The organism is Plantactinospora sp. CA-290183, assembly GCF_050936375.1.
In the GTDB taxonomy this organism is placed as follows: domain Bacteria; phylum Actinomycetota; class Actinomycetes; order Mycobacteriales; family Micromonosporaceae; genus Plantactinospora.
Map to the genome: position 1 here is coordinate 382,701 of NZ_JBNJMX010000002.1, position 20,382 is coordinate 403,082.

General features: G+C 73.7%; 18 protein-coding genes. 6 read left to right on the forward strand and 12 right to left on the reverse strand.

The window, feature by feature from the left end:
* Window positions 1-65 precede the first annotated feature (65 nt).
* From ACQEUR_RS06575 to ACQEUR_RS06605, 7 genes are all read right to left on the reverse strand, one after another.
* Window positions 66-779, reverse strand: coding sequence for a maleylpyruvate isomerase N-terminal domain-containing protein (locus tag ACQEUR_RS06575; RefSeq protein WP_433026878.1), 714 nt, complete (start codon window positions 777-779; stop codon window positions 66-68).
* A 155-nt stretch (window positions 780-934) separates the two neighbouring features.
* Window positions 935-1,333, reverse strand: coding sequence for a zf-TFIIB domain-containing protein (locus tag ACQEUR_RS06580; protein WP_433026880.1), 399 nt, complete (start codon window positions 1,331-1,333; stop codon window positions 935-937).
* 19 nt (window positions 1,334-1,352) lie between these two features.
* Window positions 1,353-1,988 carry a phosphoribosyltransferase gene (locus tag ACQEUR_RS06585; RefSeq protein WP_433026883.1) on the reverse strand — a complete coding sequence of 212 codons (636 nt, stop codon included), beginning with the start codon at window positions 1,986-1,988 and terminating at the stop codon, window positions 1,353-1,355.
* 103 nt (window positions 1,989-2,091) lie between these two features.
* Window positions 2,092-2,457: a fluoride efflux transporter FluC gene (locus ACQEUR_RS06590; protein WP_433027765.1), complete on the reverse strand. Its 366-nt coding sequence runs from the start codon at window positions 2,455-2,457 to the stop codon at window positions 2,092-2,094.
* Window positions 2,458-2,480: 23 nt separating this feature from the next.
* Window positions 2,481-2,927, reverse strand: a complete 447-nt coding sequence (gene crcB / locus ACQEUR_RS06595) for a fluoride efflux transporter CrcB (protein ID WP_433026886.1) — start codon at window positions 2,925-2,927, stop codon at window positions 2,481-2,483.
* Window positions 2,924-4,300 carry a glycosyltransferase 87 family protein gene (locus tag ACQEUR_RS06600; RefSeq protein ID WP_433026889.1) on the reverse strand — a complete coding sequence of 459 codons (1,377 nt, stop codon included), beginning with the start codon at window positions 4,298-4,300 and terminating at the stop codon, window positions 2,924-2,926. Before ACQEUR_RS06600 ends, crcB begins: the two co-directional genes overlap by 4 nt.
* Complete coding sequence (locus ACQEUR_RS06605; protein WP_433026891.1) at window positions 4,297-6,819, reverse strand: putative bifunctional diguanylate cyclase/phosphodiesterase; 2,523 nt, start codon at window positions 6,817-6,819, stop codon at window positions 4,297-4,299. Before ACQEUR_RS06605 ends, ACQEUR_RS06600 begins: the two co-directional genes overlap by 4 nt.
* 714 nt (window positions 6,820-7,533) lie before the next feature.
* Here ACQEUR_RS06605 and ACQEUR_RS06610 point away from each other — a divergent pair.
* The 5 genes from ACQEUR_RS06610 to ACQEUR_RS06630 all read left to right on the forward strand — a co-directional run bounded on the left by ACQEUR_RS06610 (window position 7,534) and on the right by ACQEUR_RS06630 (window position 13,965).
* Complete coding sequence (locus tag ACQEUR_RS06610) at window positions 7,534-10,626, forward strand: AfsR/SARP family transcriptional regulator (protein WP_433026895.1); 3,093 nt, start codon at window positions 7,534-7,536, stop codon at window positions 10,624-10,626.
* A 411-nt stretch (window positions 10,627-11,037) separates the two neighbouring features.
* The gene (gene moaC / locus ACQEUR_RS06615) at window positions 11,038-11,529 is read left to right on the forward strand and encodes a cyclic pyranopterin monophosphate synthase MoaC (protein ID WP_433026898.1); all 492 of its coding nucleotides are present in this window, start codon (window positions 11,038-11,040) and stop codon (window positions 11,527-11,529) included.
* Entirely contained in the window at window positions 11,526-12,008 is a 483-nt protein-coding gene (locus tag ACQEUR_RS06620) for a MogA/MoaB family molybdenum cofactor biosynthesis protein (protein ID WP_433026901.1), read from the forward strand. Before moaC ends, ACQEUR_RS06620 begins: the two co-directional genes overlap by 4 nt.
* 177 nt (window positions 12,009-12,185) lie before the next feature.
* Entirely contained in the window at window positions 12,186-13,394 is a 1,209-nt protein-coding gene (locus ACQEUR_RS06625; RefSeq protein ID WP_433027768.1) for a molybdopterin molybdotransferase MoeA, read from the forward strand.
* An 85-nt stretch (window positions 13,395-13,479) separates the two neighbouring features.
* Window positions 13,480-13,965, forward strand: coding sequence for a molybdenum cofactor biosynthesis protein MoaE (locus ACQEUR_RS06630; protein ID WP_433026904.1), 486 nt, complete (start codon window positions 13,480-13,482; stop codon window positions 13,963-13,965).
* Window positions 13,966-14,006: 41 nt separating this feature from the next.
* Here ACQEUR_RS06630 and ACQEUR_RS06635 read toward each other — a convergent pair whose 3' ends face one another.
* Together ACQEUR_RS06635 and ACQEUR_RS06640 are read right to left on the reverse strand one after the other, a co-directional pair.
* A complete protein-coding gene (locus tag ACQEUR_RS06635) occupies window positions 14,007-15,455 on the reverse strand; it encodes a glycosyltransferase 87 family protein (RefSeq protein ID WP_433026907.1) in 1,449 nt (482 codons plus the stop codon).
* A 260-nt stretch (window positions 15,456-15,715) separates the two neighbouring features.
* Window positions 15,716-16,261, reverse strand: a complete 546-nt coding sequence (locus ACQEUR_RS06640) for a DoxX family protein (protein WP_433026910.1) — start codon at window positions 16,259-16,261, stop codon at window positions 15,716-15,718.
* Between the two features lie 82 nt (window positions 16,262-16,343).
* Between ACQEUR_RS06640 and ACQEUR_RS06645 the strand changes: the two genes are divergently transcribed.
* On the forward strand, window positions 16,344-16,883 hold the full coding sequence (locus ACQEUR_RS06645; RefSeq protein ID WP_433026913.1) for a GNAT family N-acetyltransferase: 540 nt from the start codon (window positions 16,344-16,346) through the stop codon (window positions 16,881-16,883).
* An 80-nt stretch (window positions 16,884-16,963) separates the two neighbouring features.
* Here ACQEUR_RS06645 and ACQEUR_RS06650 read toward each other — a convergent pair whose 3' ends face one another.
* The 3 genes from ACQEUR_RS06650 to ACQEUR_RS06660 all read right to left on the reverse strand — a co-directional run bounded on the left by ACQEUR_RS06650 (window position 16,964) and on the right by ACQEUR_RS06660 (window position 20,361).
* Window positions 16,964-18,232, reverse strand: a complete 1,269-nt coding sequence (locus tag ACQEUR_RS06650) for an ATP-binding protein (protein ID WP_433026916.1) — start codon at window positions 18,230-18,232, stop codon at window positions 16,964-16,966.
* Between the two features lie 196 nt (window positions 18,233-18,428).
* Complete coding sequence (locus tag ACQEUR_RS06655) at window positions 18,429-19,376, reverse strand: LppU/SCO3897 family protein (RefSeq protein WP_433026919.1); 948 nt, start codon at window positions 19,374-19,376, stop codon at window positions 18,429-18,431.
* A gap of 157 nt (window positions 19,377-19,533) precedes the next feature.
* On the reverse strand, window positions 19,534-20,361 hold the full coding sequence (locus ACQEUR_RS06660) for an LppU/SCO3897 family protein (RefSeq protein WP_433026922.1): 828 nt from the start codon (window positions 20,359-20,361) through the stop codon (window positions 19,534-19,536).
* Window positions 20,362-20,382 lie beyond the last annotated feature (21 nt).

Sequence of the window (20,382 nt, forward strand, 5' to 3'; positions counted from 1 at the left end):
GCCGGACAGCGCGGCAGGTCTAGCAGCGCCACAGGCCGGGCAGCGCGGCAGACCGGCAGCGGTGCTCAGCCGAGCAGCGGGAACCAGCCCGCCGCCTCGCCGAGCGCTGTCCGGTCGTGTTCGGTGAGCGACAGCCGCCCGGTCGCCTTGAGCAGATAGTCCAGATCCGACCAGTCGGTGGGTCGTACCGCCTCGTCGCTGAGCAGGCCGTCGACGGTGCCGACGGCGACGTCGACGGCGGCCTGGTCCGGCACGGGGGCGTCCGGCAGCTCCACCGCCAGGTCGAGATGGTGCACCACCGCCTCGGTGACGAGCGTGGCGAGGAAATCGAGGACGCTCAGTACGTGTCCCTGGGTGGCGACGAAGCCGCGCGGGTCGGCCCGGTGGGCCGCGCGTACCGCCGCCGACGCGGTCTCCGTCCAGGACGCGACCGTACCGGTGGGGCGGTCGAAGGCCGACGCGGACCGCCGTACCCACCAGGCGTGCCGGCCGTCGTCGGGGCCGGTGAAGCCTCGCCAGTAGCTGACCGCGTCCGTGTCGCCGGGCCCGGCCGTCGGCGTGGCCAGCGCGACCAGGGCCCGCCGGGCGTCGCCGGTGAGGTGCACGAGGAGGTCGGCGACCACCCATCCCCGGCAGCGCGTCGCGCGGAGCATGTCCCGGTCGTCGAGGCCGTCGACGGTCGCGGTGATCCCGGCGTACGCCCGTGCGAGCGCGCCGTGGTGCGGGGGCGGGAGCGGACCGGCGTCGCCCGTTCCGCCCACCCCGGTCAGTGCGTCCACCCCGCCCAGCCCACCCAGGTTGACCTCGTCACGTGCACAAGATCTCCGTGATCAGGGAGAGGTACCCACGACACGCGGACGACACGCGGGATCAGCTCCCTGATCACGGGGATCTTGGAGATGGGGCGGCCGGGGGGGCCGGACGCCGGGGACGGTCAGTCGAAGAAGTCGTTCAGGAAGCTCTTCTTCTTCTTGTTCTTGTAGTGGCCGTGGTAGCCCTGGTGGTGCCCCTGCGCGTGGCCGTACGCCGGTGCCGGCGGGTAGCCGTGCGCGGGCGGCGGCTGCGGGACGTGGCTCGGCGCCGGGTAGCCCGGCTGGTGCGGAGCGGGCGGCGGAGGCGCGTACCCGCCACCGGGTGCGGGCGGCACGTGCGACGGCTGCTGCGGCGGCCGTCCCTGCTGCTGGCTCCAGTTGGACTCGGCCTCGAACAGCTTCTCCAACTCACCACGGTCCAGGAAGATGCCGCGGCATTCGGTGCACTGGTCGACCGTCACGCCGCTGCGCTCGTACTGCCGCATCTCGCCGTGACACTTCGGACAGGTCATCTGCATCACTCGACGGTACCCGGTCAATTCACCCGGACGCCGTCAGCGCCGCCACCACTTCGTCGTCGGATACCTCGTGGAAGTCGTCGTAGTACCGGCTGACCGCCCCGAAGTCGGCCGGCCGGACCGGGCAGACCACCTCGTCGGCCGCCCGGGACAGGGCGGCGTACGCGTCCGGCGCGCCGACCGGGACCGCCAGCACCACGCGTCGGGCGCCCAGTTGCCGGGCGACGGCGACGGCCGCGCGGGCGGTGGCACCGGTGGCCAGCCCGTCGTCGACGATCACCGCGGTACGCCCGTCGAGCCGCAGCGGTGGGCGCCCCGACCGGTACCGCCGCTCGCGGCGGGCCAGCTCGGTCGTCTCCCGCCGGACCACCGCGTCCTCCTCCTCGAACGTGAGCCGGTCGGCGATTTGCTGGTTGAGCACCCGGACCCCGGCCGGGCCGACCGCGCCGAAGGCGACCTCGGGGGCCTCGGGCAGGCCCAGCTTCCGCACCACCAGCACGTCGAGCGGGGCCCGCAGCCGGGCCGCGACGGTGGCCGCCACCGGTACGCCGCCGCGGACCAGCCCGAGGACGGTGACGTCGGGCTGGCCGGCGAGGGCGCTCAGGCGCTCGGCGAGCACCTCGCCGGCGTCGTCCCGGTCCTGGTACGTCGGGTTCATGCCTCAGGTCTACGCCCGCCGGGAGCGCTCTGCCGGCGGACCGCCCAGAAACTGGCGGAGCGGGGGAAACTCCGGCCGGGGTCCGGAGGCCTCGGGGGCAGGTCTAGAGCATTCCGCCGAGCAGCCAGCCGAGACTCGCGGCGCCGACACCCACCCCGAGGGTGGCGACGACGTTCAGCAGCGCCCAGCCCCGCCCGGCCGGACCGCCGGCGGCCAGCCGGACCGTCTCGTAGCCGAACGTCGAGTACGTGGTCAGGGCGCCGCAGAAGCCGGTGCCGACCAGCGTCCCCAGCCAACCGGGCAGCCTGCTGCCCGCCCCGGCCAGCACGCCCAGCAGCAGCGCGCCGACCACGTTCACCAGCAGGGTCGCCCACGGCAGCGGCCGGGCCCGGCGCTCGGCGAACCGGATGGCGCCGAATCGGCAGACCGCGCCGACGGCCCCGCCGAGCAGCACCAGCGCCCAGGTCAGCACGGCCCCGCCGGCAACACCGGTCACCACCGGCGTACCCGCGCCGCCGCCCACATCCCCAGCCGTACGGCGGCGAGCGCACCGGCCAGCGTACCGAGCAGGTATCCGGTGGCGAGGGTGGCCCGACCCGCGTCGAGCAGTGCGCGGAAGTCGACGGCGTACGTGGAGAAGGTGGTGAACCCGCCGAGCACCCCGGTGCCGAGGAACGGCCGGAGCAGCCGGTGCGGGGCGAGGCGCGTGCCGGTCACCTGCATCAGCACCCCGATCAGGGCACAGCCGGCGAGATTGGTGACCAGGGTCGCCCAGGGCAGGCCGTCCGGCTTGTGCGGCCAGAGCAGCAGCAGGCCGTACCGCGCGCCGGAGCCGAGGGCACCGCCGAGGGCGACCACCGCGAACACGTCCCATCGGGCCCGGCCCGCGATCGGTGCACGGGGAGCCGGCCGGGGGGCACCGGGACGCGGCCGGTTCACCGGGCGGCAGCCACCGTGGGCCGGCTCCGCTCGACGGGCGGGCGGATCGCCGACCCGGCCAGCCGGAGCGCCGGCACCCAGGCCAGGAAGGCGACCGGGTAGAGCAGGTAACCGAAGCGGGTGGCGGGCATCAGCAGGATCGCGGCGAGCAGGCCGTACCCGCAGAAGACGGCGACCGACGCGGCAGTGCGGGGCGGACGGCGGACGAGCTGGACGGCGATCAACAGGCCGGTCGCGACGAGCAGCCCGGCGGCGACGAGCCGGCCGGCCGGCATCGCCTGGGCGATCAGGTAGCCGGGGAAGGGCGACTGCGCCGGGCTGGTCACCAGGCCGTGCCCGAGCGGGAAGCGCAGCACGTTCTCGACCAGCGCCGCCGAGTCGACCAGCTGGGCCGGCAGCAGCGCGGCGACCGGCAGGCCGACCGCGCCGGCGGCCAGCCGCACGCCGGCCCGGCGACCCCGGACGACGGCGTGGACCAGCAGCACCAGCGCGACCGGCCAGGCGAAGAGCTTCAGCGCGGCGGCCAGGCCGACCGCCACCCCGGCACCGGCGTACCGGTCCCGGGCGGCGCAGGCGATGGCCAGCAGGCAGAGCGCCAGCACCGGGATGTCGTCACCGCCGGTGGCCAGCGTCAGCGCGCAGACCGGCAGTACGGTCGCGAGCTGCACCGCCCGGACCAGGGCGCCGTCCCGGGACCGGTCGCCCCCCGGCGCCGCCCCGGTGCCCCGAAGCAGCAGCCGCACGGCGACGGCGAGCGCCACCGCGGTGGCGAGCGCGAACCAGATCCGCGCGTCGGTCCACCAGGCGGTGCCGGCGAGCGCCCGGGGCAGCCCGAACACCGCCATCCCCGGCTGGTACGGCGTGTAGCCGAGCAGCTGCTCACCGCCAGGCAGCGCCGCGATGGCCTCCCGGCCGAGGTACGGCGTGCCGTGGTCGAGCAGCCGCGCGCCGGACCGCTCGATGACGAGTACCTCCTCCTGCGCCCGGTCGACGCGGCCGCCGGCCCGCTCGACGGCCTGGATGATCATCGGCAGCAGTGCGGTCGACGCCCAGGTCAGCACGGTCAACCCGGCGCGGGCGGCGGGGCCGGCCAGCCGGGTGTCCGGGCGGCGGCGCCGGGCCAGGAGCTGACCCAGCACCAGCAGGGTCGCGACCGAGTAGCCGAGCGCGGCGACCTCGCCCCAGGCCCGGTGCGGCAGCAGCGTGGAGGTGGCCGCGGTGACCGCCGCGAAGGCGGCGGCGAGCGCGTAGAGCCCGAGGTCGGCGCCGAGGCCCCCGGCGGCGCGGTCCAGGCGGCGCCAGATCCCCCGGTCCCCGGACGGACCGGACGGACCAGACGGGGCGGGCGGGCCGGGCGTTTCCGCGGAACTCACGCGGGCAAGTGTGGCAGACGGTCCACGCGTCGCGGCCCGGATCGCCGGCCGGGTGACAGCCGGACCACGGCCCCCTCGTCGTGCAGGGCCGGCGCGAGCGTGCCGGGACGGCCGCCCGCCCCCTGGTGCAGCGCGGCGAGCAGCCGGGCCGCCGGCATCGGCCGGGCGAACAGGTGTCCCTGCCCGGCGACGCAGCCGAGCTCCCAGAGCGCCCGGCGTTGCGGTTCGCTCTCCACCCCCTCCGCCACCACCAGGAGGTCGAGGCTGCGGCCGAGGTCGACCGTCGAGCGGATCACCGCGATCGCCTCGGTCGAGGTCTCCATCGCGGTGACGAAGGTACGGTCGATCTTCAGCTCGTGCACCGGGATCCGGGACAGCATCGACAGCGACGAGTAGCCGGTGCCGAAGTCGTCCAGGGCCAGCCGGATGCCGGCGTCCCGGAGCTGGCCGAGCACCTGGTCGACGACCTCGAGCTGGCTGAGCGTCAGCGTCTCGGTCAGTTCGAGGATCAGCCGGTCGGGGGGTAGGTCGTGGGCCCGCAGCCGGGCCAGGACGGCGCCGGGGAAGCGGGCGTCCAGCAGGCTGCGGGGCGAAACGTTGACCGCCACCGGGAGGTCGAAGCCGGCCTCCCGCCAGTTGCCGGCGGCGATCAGGGACTGGTCGAGGACGGCCTCGGCGAACGCCGGCAGCAGTCCGGAGCGCTCGACCGCTTCCAGGAACCGGAGCGGGTCGATGGTGCCCCGGGCGGGGTGCCGCCACCGGGCCAGCGCCTCGGCGGCCACCACCTCCCCGGTGCCGAGGTCGACGATCGGCTGGAAGTTGACGGTGAACTCCCGCTCGGCGACCGCCCGGGGCAGGTCACCGCCGAGCGCGAGTCGCCCGAGGTCGGCGGTGTCCCGGGCGATCGCGTACGTGGCGATCCGCCGCCCGGTCCGCTTCGCCTGGTACATCGCCACGTCGGCGCGGCGCAGCAGCTCGGTGATGCCGCCGCCACCGGGCGCCACCGCGATCCCGCCGCTCGCCTCGACGCTGATCCGCATGCCGTCCAGGTCGATCGGCTCCTGGAGGGCGGCGAGCAGCGCCTCGGCCCGGTGTGCGGCGACCGCCGGGGCGGGCAGGCCCCGGAACAGTACGGCGAACTCGTCCCCGCCCAGCCGGGCGACCAGGTCGTCGCCCTGTACGGCGGCGCGCAGCCGGTCGGCGACCTGGATGAGCACCCGGTCGCCGGCGGTGTGCCCGAGCGTGTCGTTGATCTCCTTGAAGTGGTTCAGGTCGATCAGCAGCAGCGCCATCACCCCGTCGGCGCGCCGCTGGCCGAGCTGTTCCGCGCCCCGGTCCAGCAGCTGCCGCCGGTTGGCCAGGCCGGTGAGGGCGTCGTGTGACGCCGCGTGCGCGTGCTCCTCGGCGGCCCGGTTCAGCTCCGCGTACGCCGACGCGTTCCGGACCGCCGTGCAGAGGGCGGAGGCGAAGGTGCGCAGCGTGTACTGCTCGCGCTCGGAGAGCTTGACCGGCCCGTGGAACCGCAGCCGGAGCAGTCCGACGTCGCTGCCGTCGTACCCCTTGAGCGCGATCGGGATGACGGAGCCGGTGACCGGGGAGGGCTGGCTGGCGAAGCCGTCGTAGGTGACCGCTTCGCTGTTGCCGCGTACCGACCGCCCGATGGTCTGTAGTTCGACCTCCACCTCGTCGGCGGAGAAGAGATCGGCGGCCCGGGCCACCGCGGTGTGCAGCACGGCGTTGATGTCGACCACGTTGAGCGCGTCGGTGGTGTGGGCCAGGTGCTGCCAGGCCTGGCGTTCGGCGCGGGCCCGGACCCGGGTGGAGTAGGCCAGGTGCAGGCTCAGCACCAGCGGGGGGACCGCCACGAGCAGCCAGGTCTCGGCCCGCAGCAGCGTCAGCGTGAGGAGGGTGACGACGAAGTGCACCGCGTAGCCGATGAACCTGAGGTCCCCGTGGTTGGTGAACTGGCGGCGGATCTTCGTGCGGCTGGCCAGTGCGATCACCGGGATGGCGATGGCCTCGTCGACCAGTGCCGCGACCGCGTACGCCACGGCGAGCGGGGCGAGCATGTGCTGTAGCTCGACCGGTGGCCAGACCCAGCCGAGGAGCATCAGCGTCGTGCCCGCCGCAGCGGCAACCAGCATGTTCTTGCTGATGGTGAAGATCGCCTTAATCGACGGCAGGTGGAGAATCCGCACCGCGATGGCCAGGCCGATCCCCGTACACAGCACCACCCACGAGGTGGGCGCCACGGCGACGCCGATGACGATGGCGGTGTCGTTCCAGGTGATGGCCTGGGTCGTTGAGCGGATTCGGATGGGTGCCTGCACGATGGCGCTGATCATGATGGTGGAAATCAGCGCCAGCACCGTGGTCAGGTCGGAGATCGAGTTGAGTGGGTTGGCGATTATGTCCAGTATGGAGGCAACCGCCACAATGGCGGCAGAAACAGCGACGAGACCGACGAGCGGCAGGAGCCGCTGATCAGTCCCGTTGTCGCTTCGCTGTGTCTGACTCACGCCGGTTCCTGGGGGTTACCGAGACCTGGTGGCCCGGTAACGGTAGCAACCAAACCCCTACCGTGTGATGGTCAGATCGCTCTCAGTACCACTCGACGCTGCGCATGGCTGCCTCCCCTGCCCTTCGCTGAAGCTCTCCACTCGCGACCCGGATCGGGAATGTGTCCCGACCACGTGCTGCGTTCGATCGATGAGGGAAGCTTAGGGATAGTAGGGCAGGGTTAGCGACAATAAATGTCGCTATGCTCACTATTAGTCAAGTAGTGGAGTGTTCGTCACGCTCTGTCCAGATCCGAGAACTGAGAGCGGTTACTCCTCCCTCTTCCGTCGGCGGCCGGCCATCCGCTCCCCCTGACATACCCGGTCGGTGGCGGGAATGGAAGATCGACGCGGACCGGAACATTCGAGCATCGGCGGCCAGGGTTGGCGACTGCCGTCGCGATGTGATGCACTGCACTCACTCCTGTCGAGTGTCGGCCCGTCACCGGCTCGGCCTCTATCGGATGACCTGGCAGAACTCGCTTTGTGTCAGCGCGTTGACCCTCGGTCGATTGGCAGTGTCCGGGCATGCTATTCCTACGGCGTCAGCAGGCGGAGATTCTGGGCGCATGGTCCGTATGCCAATAAATGATGTCAGTGAATGTCTGTCGGCGGTAGTCGATACGCTTCGCGGGGTAACTGTGAGGGTCCTTTTTGCCTGACTTGGGGCTGCGAGTGATCGAAGTCCAGCTTCTCGGGCCGCTGGAGGTCGTCACCGGCGGCGCCTCCCTGCCGCTCGGCACACCGAAACAGCAGGCCGTACTGGCGATGCTGGCGACCCGGCCCGGGCGGCTGGTCAGCCTGGACGAGCTGGTCGACGAACTGTGGCCGACGGACCCCCCGCCGTCGGCCGTCGCCAACACCCGCAGCTACGCCGCCAACCTCCGGCGGACACTGGACAGCGCCGGGTCGACGAAAGGCGTCCTCGTGCGCCGGGCGTCCGGCTACGAGCTGCGGGTGCCGCCGGAGAACGTGGACCTGATCGGGTTCACGGCCGAACACCGGCAGGCGGGCGAGGCGCTCGCCCGCGGTGACATCGCCACCGCCGCCGACCTGCTGGCCCGCGCCGGGGCGCGATGGCGGGGCCCGATGCTCGCCGGGGTTCCGCTCGGACCGGCGCTGTCGGTGTGCCGCGCCGCCGCCGAGGAGCAACGGCTGAGCCTCACCGAGCAACGGGCCGAACTGCACCTCGCCACCGGCCAGCCCCGGTCCGCCATCGTGCTGCTCCGCGACCATCTCCAGGCGCATCCACTGCGGGAGCGCGGCCACGCGCTGCTGATCCGGGCCCTCTACCAGGATGGGGACGCGCCGGGTGCGCTGGCCGCGTTCAGCGTCGCCCGTTCGACACTGGTCGAACAGCTCGGCATCGAACCGGGTACCGAGTTGCGGCAACTGCACCAGGCCGTGCTCCGCCGGGAGGTCGCGCCGTACCGCCCGCGGCCCGCCGAGCGGTCGCCACGCCTCGACGCGGCACGGCCGTCCGCCCGGGGTGCCCCGCCGGAGGACCGGGACGCCTCGCCGGCGGCACCGACCTGGTGGCTGCCCCGGCCGGTGCCGGACTTCACCGGCCGGGCCGACGCGGTACGCCGGTTGGTCGAACTCGCGGAGCGCTCGGATCCGACGGGGCCGGTGGTGCAGGTCGTCGACGGGATGGCGGGGAGCGGCAAGACGACCCTCGCCGTACACGTCGCCACCCGGCTCGCCGACCGCTATCCCGACGCACAGCTCTTCGTCGACCTGCGCGGCCACAGTGCGAACAACCAGCTCGAACCGGCGGCCGCGCTCGTCACCCTGCTGCGCCAACTCGGCGTGGCGGCGGGGCGGATACCACCGGAACTCGAACACCGCACGGCGCTGTGGCGTTCCGAACTGGCCGCCCGCCGCGCCGTCGTCGTGCTGGACAACGCCGCCAGCAGCAGCCAGATCGGTCCGCTGCTGCCCTCGGCACCGGGCACGCTGGTCCTGGTGACCAGCCGACGCCGGCTGCTCGGGCTGGGCTCCGCGCCGGAGTCCCTGGCGGTCCTCACCGCGGCCGAGGCGGTCGACCTGCTCGCGAAGATCGCCGGTCGGGAGCGGATCGCGGCCGAGCCGGAATCGGCCGCCACGCTGGTCCGGTGCTGCGGGCACCTTCCGCTGGCGATCCGGATGGCCGGCGCCCGGCTGGCCCACCGCCCCGCGTGGCGGGTCGCCGACCTGGCGGGCCGGCTGGATCGGGGGGCACCCGTACTCGCCGAGCTGTCGGCGGAGGACCAGACCGTGGCCGGCGCCTTCACCCTGTCGTACGAACCGCTTCCGGAGCCGGTACGGCGGACGTTCCGGCTGCTCGGGCTCTACCCGGGGGAGTTCTTCCGGGTGACCGCCGTGGCGGCGTTGACCGGTCTGCCGCTGCCCGAGGCCGAATCGGCGATCGCGGAACTGGTGGACCACCACCTGGTCGACGAGCCGAGCGCCGGCCGGTTCCGGCTGCACGACCTGCTCCGCCAGTACGCCCACGACCTGGTCACCACCGCCGAGTCGGCCGACCAGCGGCGGCGGGCGGTCGAGGAGCTCCTGGACCACTACCTGCAACTGGCGGTCTCGGTCACCGACATCCAGGACTACTCGCCGCCGACCTTCACCGTCAAGCTGGGCCGACCGCACCGGCCCGACCTGGTCCGGGCGCTCGTCCCCGTCGACAGCGGCTGGCTGGAGGCGGAGCGGTCCAACCTGAGGGCACTCGTGCGTCTCGCCGCCCGCTCCGGACACGACCACTACACGTGGCGACTGGCCCGGGCGGCCTGGCGGTTCAATTTCACCCGAGGCTATTTCGACGACATCCTGGAGACGCACGCGTACGGACTGGAGTCGGCGGAACGCCTGAGGGACGACTTCGCCATTGCCGCCATGCACAATTACGTGGCATCGGCACACGGGCGGGTCGGCAACTACGACAAGGCGCTTTCCCACGTGGAAACCGCGATCGAATACCGGCAACGGGTCGGTGACACCGACGGCGTCATGACGGGTCGGGGAAATCTCGCCGTCGTCTACTGGTTGCTCGGCCGGGTACGTGAGGCGGTCGAAATGAACGAGGAGGTGACGGGATACTGGAATCAGCGCGGAAAAATGCCGGCGGCGGCCTCGTTCAACCAGGGGATGTTCCTGACCCAGGCCGGCGAGTACGAACGCGCACTGCGGCTCTACCGGCGGCACCTGCAGACCGGGTGCGAACAGGGGGACACCTTCACGGTGGCGAACACGCTCGGCAAGATCGGCGGAGTGCGCCTGCGGATGGGGCAGACCGCCGCGCCGCTGCGGCTGCTCCGGGCCTCCCTGGCGCTGCGGCGGCGGGCCGGGCACCACTACGGGGAGGCGGAGGTCCGCAACGACCTGGGCACGCTGCTGCGCCAGCTGGGTGACCTGGCCGAGGCGGAGCACCAGCACCGGGTCGGGCTGGAGGTCGCCATCGCCAGCGGGGAGCGGCACGTCGAGTCGGCGGTCCTCAACGGGCTCGGGCTGACCCTGGCGGCGAAGGGGCAGTGGCCGGCGGCGCTGGAGGCGCACCGGCGGGCCCTCGAACTGGCCACCCGGATCAGCCACCCGTACGAGCAGGGACGCGCGCTCGCCGCCCTCGGCAGCCACCTGAGATCGCAGGATCCGGCCGAGGCGCGGCGGCACTGGAAACGGGCGCTGGCAATCTTCGTCAAGATGGGGGTTCCGGAGCGCTTCGAGGTCGAGCGGCACCTTGCCGACCTGCCGGATTCCGCCGGAGGCCGGACCGGGAGCTGATTTGTCGGGCGGGCCGGGGACATCGCCGCGGGAATGACGCGGTCGATGGCGTCTTGCATACCGCATGTTCCGTCCGCAAAATGCACTCCGGCGGTGCTGGCGTGCCGCGCGGCACGCCGGCCACCGTTTCGGCGGGGCCGCCGACCGGCCCGCCGATCAGTCGCTTGTCGATGCCTTATCGAAATCCTGTCGAATGCCGGCCTAGGGTCTGTCCCGTCGACCACGGGGGGTTTCGCCAGTCGGGGCGGGAAGGTCGGCACGCTCCCGCCGTCGCGGTCATCCCAGCGACCGCCGGCGGGTTCCGCGGGGAGGGATCGGGATGGCCGGGCCGCGTCTCAGCGCCCGGTGGCCACCGGCCGACTCTCGATCCCTCGCCCGCCCCACCGCGCCCGGCTCGATAGGCTCGCGGTCGTGACCGAGCCCGCGCACCTCACCCACGTCGATCCCGCCGGTTCGGCGCGGATGGTCGACGTCTCCGCCAAGGCGGTGTCGGTGCGCCGCGCCGTCGCCGCCGGACGGTTGCGGACCACGGCGGAGGTGGTCGAGCTGCTGCGCCGGGACGGCCTGCCCAAGGGGGACGCGCTGGCTGTCGGCCGGCTCGCCGGCATCATGGGCGCCAAGCGCACCCCGGACCTGATCCCGCTCTGCCATCCGATCGCGCTGCACGGCGTGACGGTCGACCTGGCGGTCGGCGACGACAGCGTGGAGATCACCGCCACGGTCCGGACCGCCGATCGGACCGGCGTCGAGATGGAGGCGTTGACCGCCGTCGCCACCGCCGGACTCGCCCTGATCGACATGGTCAAGGCCGTCGACCCGGCCGCTTCGATCGAGGGGGTACGCGTGCTGCGCAAGGAAGGCGGCAAGACCGGCGACTGGACCCGACCGGCGGACCGGCCGTGATCCGGGCCCGGGTGGTGGTCGCCTCCAACCGGGCGGCCTCCGGGGTGTACGCCGACACCAGCGGCCCGCTGCTGGTGGCCGGCCTGACGGAGCTGGGCTGCCAGGTGGACGAGCCGGTGGTGGTGCCCGACGGGGAGCCGGTCGGCGTCGAGTTGCGCCGCGCGGCGGCCGAGGGCGTCGACGTGGTGCTGACCAGCGGAGGCACCGGCATCAACCCGACCGACCGGACCCCCGAGGTGACCCGGGGACTGCTCGACTACGAGATCCCGGGCATCGCCGAGGCGATCCGGGCGTACAGCCGGGACCGGGTGCCGACGGCGGCGCTCTCCCGGGGTCTGGCCGGGGTGGTGGGCCGGATGCTCGTGGTCAACCTGCCCGGCTCGACCGGTGGTGCCCGGGACGGTCTCGCCGTGCTCGGGCCGATCCTGGGGCACGCGGTCGACCAGCTCCGCGGCGGTGACCATCCCCGTTCCGACTGATCCGGACCCGGGCGCTGATCCGACTCGGCGGCGAGCGGTCGTACCGCGGCGATAGGCTCGGACGGTGAACGCGAGGAGCCAGTCGCATCCGGAAGCCGCCCGGCCCCGGACGCCGGGGCGTGCCGGGTGAGCGCCGACACCAGCGTCGCCGCCGATCCGCACGCCGGGGCGTCCACGGTGGCCTGGGCCGAGGCCCGCGCCCGGGTGCACGAGGCCGGCCGCGCCGCCGCGCCGGACCCGGTCGAGTTGCCGCTGGCCGAGACCGACGGGCAGACTCTCGCCGGCCCGCTGTCCACCCTCACCGACCTGCCGGCGTTTCCGACCTCGAGTGTGGACGGCTGGGCGGTGCGCGGCGCCGCCCCGTGGCGGGTGCTGGGCCGGGTGCTCGCCGGTGGCACGCCCGCGCCGTTGACGGCGGACGGGACCGCGGTGGAGATCGCCACCGGTGCCATGCTGCCGGACGGCGCGGACGGGGTGCTCCGGGTCGAGGAGTCGGGCCGGACGGCCGAGGGGCTGGTGACCGGGGCGCTGCGTCCGGCGCCGGAGTGGCGCGCCCCGGGCGAGGAGGCGCACGCCGGGGAGGAACTGCTGCCCGCCGGCACGCCGGTCGACCCCGGGGTGATCGGCCTGGCCGCCTCGTGCGGCTACGACACCCTGCGGGTGCGCCGGTCCCCCCGGGCCAACCTGATCGTCTTCGGCGACGAGCTGCTGACCGCCGGCCGGCCCGCCGCCGGGCGGGTACGCGACTCGCTCGGTCCGGCCGTCCCCTCCTGGCTGCGCCGGTACGGCTGCGCGATCGACGCCTCCGACGTGGTCGGCCCGGTGGCCGACACGCTGGCCGCGCACGTCGCCGCGCTGCGTGAGGGGTTGAGCCGGGCGGAGCTGGTCTGCACCACCGGGGGCACCATGCACGGGCCGGTGGACCACCTGCACCCGGCGCTGCGCGAGCTGGGCGCGGAGTACGTGGTCAACACCGTCGCCGTACGCCCGGGGTTTCCGATGCTGCTGGCCCGGGTCGCCGGGCCCGACGGTCGGCCCCGGTTCGTCGCCGGCCTGCCCGGCAACCCGCAGTCGGCGATCATCGCGGTCGTCTCGCTGGTCGCCCCGCTCCTCGCCGGCCTGCGCGGCCGACCGGTGCCGGAGCTGCCCCGGGCGACCCTGGCGGAGCCGGTCCCGGGTCGGGGCGACCAGACCCACCTCGCGCTGGTGCGGATCGATCCGGTCCGGCACACCGCCCATCCGGTCCGGCACGTCGGCTCCGCGATGCTGCGGGGGCTGGCCAGCGCCGACGGGTTCGCGGTGATCCGGCCCGGCACCCGGGGCGAACCGGGTGACGAGGTGCCGGTCGTGCCGCTGCCGCTGCTGCCCGGCGAGCGGTCGGGGTGACCGTGCCGGGCGGTGGCCGCGGGCGCGCGGGGCTGTCCCGCCGGCGGCCGGAGTGGGCGGCGGGCGAGCGAGGGGAGATGCGGGCATGAGCGTGCGAAGTGAGCCGGTGGCGGGAGCCGGGTCCGTGGCGGGAGCCGAGCCGGTGGCGCCGGGCCGGTTGGCGCATGTCGCGGTCGGTCTGGAGCCGTTGGACCTGGCCCGGCACGAGGCCGCGGTCGCGGACGCCTCGGCCGGCGCCGTGGTCTCCTTCCAGGGCGTGGTACGCGACCACGACCACGGCCGGACCGTGCTCCGGTTGGAGTACGAGGGACATCCGAGCGCGGCGGACGTGCTGCGGGAGGTGGCGGCCGAGATCGCGGCCGACCCGGCGGTGCACGCCGTGGCGGTGTCGCACCGGCTCGGGCCGCTGGAGATCGGCGACGTGGCCCTGGTGGCGGCGGTGAGCACGGCGCACCGGCAGGCCGCCTTCGCGGCGTGCGCCCGGCTGGTGGACGAGGTCAAGGCCCGGTTGCCGGTGTGGAAGCGGCAGGTCTTCGCCGACGGCACCGAGGAGTGGGTCAACTGCCCGTGACCCCGGGGGCGCCGACCTGACGGCGGCGCGGCCCGGGAGGGTCAGTTCCGGCCGGTGAACGTCCGGCGGTCCAGCCGGAGGCGCTCGGGGTAGAAGGCGGGTTCCGCGTTGGGCCGCCAGGGCAGCGCGGCGACCAGCACGATCAGTGCCAGCGCCAACGAGTTCTCCATCAGGGCGCCGAACAGCCCGTCCTGGTAGTGCGACATCTCGGGTAGCTGGTGTTCGTACGGCCAGATGGGCGAGATCAGGAAGAGCAGGTAGAGCCCGATCGCGGCACCCCCGTGCCGCAGGCCGGTCAGGGTCGGGAACCAGATCGGCGTACGCAGCCCGCCCAGTACCGCCGCGTTGGCGCCGGTCACGGCGAACCCGGCCCGCTGCGCCGGCCCCCGGCTGGCGGCGCGCCGCCGGCTCGCCGCGTCGGCGAGCACCACCATCGCGGGGATGACCCAGACCAGGTGGTGTGACCAGGAGATCGGGCTGATCACGTTGGTGGTGAGCCCGACCAGCGTGAACGCGGTCAGCTCGTCGCCGTCGGAGTGCGCGTGGGAGGCGCGGGAGAGCCCCACCGCCAGGATCAGCATCGCGAACGAGAGCCACAGCAGGGTGGGCGTCTCGATCGAGTCGTAGAGCCGGGCCAGCACCCCGGCCAGCGACTGGTTGGGTGTCATGTCCGCCGCGCCGACCCGCTCGGTCTGCCAGAGCACCGAGGTGAAGTAGGTGGTCGACTCGCGGCCGGCGATTGCGAAGGTGCCGAGCGTGACGGCCAGGGCGGTGCCGATGGCGGTCATGGCGGCCCGCCACTGCCGGGTCAGCACCAGGTAGACGATGAAGAGCGCCGGAGTGAGCTTGACCGAGGTGGCGAGGCCGATGCCGACTCCGGCCCACGCCCCGCTGAACCAGAGCCGGCGCAGCGGGCCGTCAACCGGGTTGACCCGGCCGCCCCGCCGGGCCCGCCAGCGCAGCGCCACCATGTCGGCCATGATGAGGCCGAAGAGCAGCAGGTTGACCTGGCCGTAGCCGATGGTCTCCCGGACGGGTTCGAGGGCCACGGCCAGCGGTACGGCGATGCCGACGGTGAACCAGAGCGACCAGCCCAGCCGGTCGGTGATCTGCTTCAGCAGCGCGGCGAGCACGAGGGCGAGCGCGGCGACGCTCGCGATGCCGTTGAGCCAGCCGGCCAGCCCGAGCGGGATCTTCGCCATCGGCAGCATGACCAGGCCGGCGAAGGGGGGGTAGGTGAAGCCGAGGGTGGTCCTGGGCGCGATGAAGTCATAGAGCTCGTGCCCGCCTGCCCACCAGACCACCGCACCGTGGTAGATCTTCATGTCGAAGAAGTTGTACGGCCGCCCGAACGTGACTACGGCGAGCCACGCGGCGTAGCAGACCACGGCCACGATGCCGGCCCGTACGACTGTCCGACGGTCGATCCCACGAACAATGCGGCGGACTGGGGCAAGGCGGCCTAGCCGTCTTTCGACGGTCGCCGGCATGGCGTGGCCACCCCCGTACCGATGTCGGTGTTCCGCCCAGGTCCTCCAGGGAGCCTAGAACGGTGGGTCACTCGAATGCCTCCTGCGTTATGCGACCGTGTCCGATCCCACACTGGTTCGCGACATTTCCACCGCGTTAACGCAGGGAGTGCGGTTCAGGTGATTGACAGCCGCTCAGTCAGGTGAAACTAGCATATGTCCGGCGTGGAGCAGACCGGAAGCAACCGGAGGAAACCCGTTCGGGTACGGGAACGTGCGGCTCAGCCGGGCAGCCGGCGCGCCGTCGCAGCGGACCTGACCGCGATCCGCGCGTCCCGGCGGGCACTGCGCACCGCCCGGCGTACCGTCCGGCGGCTGTCGTCCATCGCCCGACCGGTCCGCCAGCGCAACCCCGGCCGGCCCTCGGTGTCGGCCGCCGCCAGCAGCAGCCCACCGAGCAACCCGAGGTTCTTCATGAAGTGCACCTGCTGGTTCGTCCGCTGCGCCGGGTCCTCCACGGTCCAGAACGGATGACCGGCGGCCGTGGTCGGCAGCAGGGTGCCGGCCAGTACGGCGGCGGCCGGCCGGGTGCAGTGGCCGGTCGCCAGCAGCAGCCCGCCGACGAGCTGGGCGGCGGCGTTGACCCGGACCAGCGTGGCGGGGTCCTGGGGGATCCCGGAGTGGACCCCGGCGAGCAGGGGGCCGACCCGGTCGGTGACCCGCCTGGCCCGCTCCACATGGTGCTCGGGGTTCGCCAGGGCACGGGCGCCACCGACGACGAAGATGGTGCTCAACAACGTTCGGGCGACGGTACGTACCGGTCTCATGGGTCAAGTCTTACCCGTTCGTCCCGCGTTTCACCCCGCGAAGTCGCGTACTGACGGTCCGTGGACGGTACCGTCGCGAGCTGTGACGACTCTGCGGCTGCGGCCCGAAGGGCTGGCCGACACCGCGGCGATCCGGCAACTGGTCGCCGACGCGTTCGCCACCCCTGATCACCGGGTGCCGGCGGAGGTCGGTCTGGTCGAGGCGCTGCGGGACAGCGACGCCTGGCTGCCGGAGCTGTCCATGGTGGCCGAGGGCGACGGCGAGCTGGTCGGGTACGCCCTGCTGAGTCGGGTCACGGTGGAGCCGGGTGCGATTCCCGCCCTGGTCCTCGGTCCGGTGGCCGTGCCGCCGGAGCGCCAGCGCCGCGGCTACGGGCAGGACGTCGTGCGGGCCGCGCTCGACGCGGCCACCGAACTCGGCGAGCGGCTGGTGGTGGTCCTCGGCAATCCCGCCTACTACCGCCGGTTCGGCTTCGAGCCGGCGGCCCGGTTCGGGCTGACCAGCCCCTGGTCCGGGCTCGGCGACCCGTGGCAGGTCCTGCTGCTGCCGTCCGTGGACGGCAGTCCCGGCCGGGTGCCGGGCGGCGAGGTGGTCTTCCCGGCGCCCTGGTCGCGGGTCTGAGCACCGCCGGGCGTTCTTCCCGCCTGGTCGCGGTCTGCGGGCCGCCGCGCCGAGGGCGACCTCGGCGGGGCGGCGGGCGGTCAGGCGGGCTGGGTGCGCAGGTAGCGGCCGAAGTGCGGCACGGTGAACGCCACCGTGCCCCGCTCGCCGGAGTAGATCAGCCCCTTCTTGATCAGGGCGTCGCGGGCCGGGGAGAGGCTGGCCGGCTTGCGTCCCAGGGACCGGGCGATCTCGGCGGTCGAGACGGCGGCGTCCATGTCGTCCCGGCCGGCGCCGGTGCCGTCCGGCCCCGGCTCCGCTTCGACCAGGGAGAGCGCGGCCATCGCCCGCATGTACTCCCGCTCCGCCGGGGTGGCCCGCTCGAAGCGGGAACCGAAGAACCCCACCGCCAGCTCGGCCTCCGCCTCCGGAGCGGCGACCCGGACGTCGGCGGCGGTCACCGGGGTACGCGGCGCGTGGTCCCAGGTGGCCTTGCCGTACGCCTGGACGAAGTACGGGTAGCCGCCGGACTTCTCGTACAGCAGGTCGAGCGCCTTCTGCTCGTACTCGACGTCCTCGCGGGCGGCCGGCGCGCAGAGCGCCTGGTCGGCGGCGATCCGGTCCAGCCGGTCGATCCGCTGGTAGCGGAAGAGCCGTTCCGAGTAGGACTTCGCGGCGGAGAGTACGGCCGGCAGGTGCGGCAGCCCGGCGCCGACCACGATCAGCGGCGCGCCGAGCTGGGACAGCTCGTGGCAGGCGGCGCAGAGCGCGGAGACGTCCTCCGGGCCGAGGTCCTGCATCTCGTCGATGAAGACCGCGACCCCGGTGCCGACGTCGGTGGCCACCTCGGCCGCGTCGGTGAGCAGTTCGACGAGGTCGATCTCGATGTCGCCCGAGTCGGCACGGCCGCTCGCCGCCGGCACGTCGATGCCGGGCTGCCAGCGGTCCCGCAGCCGGGTCCCGGCCGCACCCCGGGCGGTGCCGCCGCGCGCCGCCGGTGCCGCCCGCAGCGCGAACGCCTTGAGTACGCCGAGGAACTCGTCGATCCGCTCCGGGGCCCGGTGCCGGGGCGCCAGCTCGCGGATCGCCATGTGCAGGGCGGCGGCCACCGGCCGGCGTACGGACTGGTCGGGCCGGGCCTCGATCTTGCCGGTGCCCCAGAGCCGGCCGATGGCCTGGGACCGAAGAGTGTTGAGCAGCACCGTCTTGCCGACGCCGCGCAGGCCGGTCAGCATCAGGCTGCGCTCCGGCCGGCCGCGCGCGATGCGTTCCAGCACGATGTCGAAGACCTCGAGCTCCCGGCCCCGCCCGGCGAGTTCGGGCGGGCGCTGGCCGGCGCCCGGTGCGTACGGGTTGCGGACGGGATCCACGTCTCGCACCGTATCGGCCCGTCTACACACAGCGCTAGACGTGGGTAGATCGGGTTAGGCGTGTCGCGCCGCCCCGCCCGGTGGTCCGGGGCGACGTGCGCCCGGCGTCCGGCGGGCCCGGCGGCCGTCGAGACGAAACTAGGGCTGTCTAGTGTCTCAACTAGACAGCCCTAGTTTCCGGTCGAAGCCCCTGCGGTCACCGCCGCTTCAGGCAGAGCACGTAGTCGGCGACGTCCAGCGAGTTGTCGTGCACGTAGGTGACGTCGGTCTCGGGCGACCCGAAGATCGCGTCCGACTCGCACCGTTCCTCTTCGATGGTGAACGGGATCCGGGACAGCACCTCGTAGGTGTTCGGACCACACGGCACCTTGCGCAGCTCCGGGTCGCTGTCGGTGCCGTCGTTGACGACGCAGTCACCCTTGCTGTAGCTGTCCGTCGAGCCGGTAAGACCGGGCGACGGCAGGTCCAGGCCGGGCCGGCTCGACGTCGGGCTGGGCGCGCTGATCGACGGCCCGTTCTCGTCGGCGATGTTCGAGGCCTGGTCGTAGATCCACCAGGCGGCGACGCCACCGCAGGTGCAGAGCAGCAGCACGGCCACGATGGCCGCGATAATGATGATCTTGGCAGTGTTGCCCTTCTTCGGCGGCGGTCCGGCCGGCGGCCCGTACGGCGCACCCGGCGCGCTGAGCGGAGCACCCGGCGGCCCGTACGGCGGGGCCGGCGGCCCGGACTGCGGCTGCTCCGGCCCGCCCGGGTACGGCGGCTGCTGTGGGCCGCCGCTGGTCGGCGGCGGTCCCCACTCCGGTGCCGGCGGTGGATAGCCGGTGTTCGACTGCTGCTGCGGCGGCGGTCCCCACTCCGGTGCCGGCGGCTGCGGCGGCTGGCTCCACTCGGGCTGCTGCTGCGGCGGCGATTGGCTCCACTCCGGTGCCGGCGGCTGCTGCGGCTGGCTCCACCCCGGTGCCGGCGGCTGCGGCGGCTGGCTCCACTCGGGCGCGGGCGGCGGCGGTGGGTACCCGGTGTTCGGTGGCGGCGGGTACTCGCCCGGTGGCGGCGGCGGGTACTCGCCGGCCGGCGGTCCTGACGCGGGCCGCTGCTGAGGGTCTTCGGGCTGGCCGGAGCCCGGTGTTCCGTAGATCGACATGCTTCTCCAGGGTCGTCGGTGCCGCGAGTTCCGGGTGTCATACGGAACCTGGGATGGTTAGCGCAGCGTGCGGGGTCGGCGCAAGTCTGTCTGGCGGCGCTGCCGACGAACCGGGGTGCGTCCGGGGTCGATGCGTCCGTCGGAGCCGGTCCGGAGGCTATCGCCTCCGGAGGCAGAGCACGAAGTCCAGGTCGTCCAGTCCGCTGTCGAAGAAGTAGAAATTGGTGTACCCCTCGACCTTCCCGCACTTCGTCTTGGCGTCCTCCGGGCCGGTGGTCGACCCGTCGATCCGGGCCAGCACCTCGTACGTCTGCGGCGCGCACCGGGTGATCGTGAGCCTCGGCGCCGCCTCCGACCCCTCGTTGGTCACGCACTGGCCGGTCTTCACGAACCGGGCGTCGGTCGACGGCGACGGTGCCCCGGCGGTCGGCGGCGCCGGGGCGGACGCGCTGGGCGCCCCGGTCGGCTCGCCGAAGGGTCCCGTGCTCGGCCGGGCCTCCGGCGGCGGGACGTCCCGCCGCAGCAGGTAGGCGCCGAGGCCCGCACCACCGCAGACCAGCAGCGCGAGCGCGGCGAGCGTCCCGACGAAGAGCACGCCGTTGCGCCGCCGCGTCGGCTCGGGCTCCGAGGTGGACCACGCCGGGTCGATCCCCGGCGATGCCCGGGCCGGCTCCGCGACCGGCGGATGCCATCCCGGAGCGCCCTCGCGCGGATCCCACGCGGGAACCGCGTCGCGGTCCGCCGGGCCTGGTCGGTCCGCCGGGTACGAGCCCGGGTGACCGCCGTGGACGACCGGGGCGCCCGGACCGACCGGCGGGACGGCGGGCCCCTGCGCACCCCGGTCGGAATAACCGGCCGGAGCGCCCTGGCCACCCCACGGGTCGGTCGGCTGGCGGTACTGCTCCGTGGGCTCGTCGTCCGGATCCGACCACGGCTCCCGCGACGGTCCCGGGTAGGGCCCGCCCGGCGGACCGTAGTTAGCCATCGACTGTCCTCCTGGAACCGA

What these genes read in the sequence shown, in the direction of transcription:
- ACQEUR_RS06630 (WP_433026904.1), top strand. Translation starts at nt 13,480, where the DNA reads ATGAGCGTGCGAAGTGAGCCGGTGGCGGGAGCCGGGTCCGTGGCGGGA.
- ACQEUR_RS06655 (WP_433026919.1), bottom strand. Translation starts at nt 19,376, where the DNA reads ATGTCGATCTACGGAACACCGGGCTCCGGCCAGCCCGAAGACCCTCAG.
- ACQEUR_RS06660 (WP_433026922.1), bottom strand. Translation starts at nt 20,361, where the DNA reads ATGGCTAACTACGGTCCGCCGGGCGGGCCCTACCCGGGACCGTCGCGG.
- ACQEUR_RS06585 (WP_433026883.1), bottom strand. Translation starts at nt 1,988, where the DNA reads ATGAACCCGACGTACCAGGACCGGGACGACGCCGGCGAGGTGCTCGCC.
- ACQEUR_RS06635 (WP_433026907.1), bottom strand. Translation starts at nt 15,455, where the DNA reads ATGCCGGCGACCGTCGAAAGACGGCTAGGCCGCCTTGCCCCAGTCCGC.
- ACQEUR_RS06640 (WP_433026910.1), bottom strand. Translation starts at nt 16,261, where the DNA reads ATGAGACCGGTACGTACCGTCGCCCGAACGTTGTTGAGCACCATCTTC.